General features: G+C 63.9%; 1 protein-coding gene. It reads right to left on the bottom strand.

The genetic code is table 11. The annotated features are described in order from the left end of the window. Positions 1 to 252: hypothetical protein (locus tag EUU22_RS16235; RefSeq protein ID WP_205687911.1), on the bottom strand; the 252-nt coding region annotated here is incomplete at both ends.

The following is a 252-nucleotide window of genomic DNA, read 5'->3' as shown; positions in this document are numbered from 1 at the left end:
CACCATTGCTGCATGAGGTGTTTGAGTTCGGCGTGCTTGCCGTAGTGCTCCATCCAGCGCGGTGCGCGCAAAGCGGTGAGGGCTTGCGTGGCTCCTCCCCAGGAGTTGCGCGGGATGGGGCGGACGAAGGTGGGGTCGTCGAGGGCGATGGAGGGGAATGGGTAGGGCGCCCAAAAGGCCTTCGGGTTGTGGAGTTGGCGGGTCCAGATGGCGTCGAAGATGGATTTGTCGTGCGGGTCGCTGAGTTTGAGG

This window comes from Ciceribacter ferrooxidans (assembly GCF_004137355.1).
Lineage (GTDB): Bacteria > Pseudomonadota > Alphaproteobacteria > Rhizobiales > Rhizobiaceae > Allorhizobium > Allorhizobium ferrooxidans.
The sequence above is the reverse complement of the archived record's forward strand: the minus strand, read 5'-3'. Positions and strand labels throughout refer to the sequence as shown.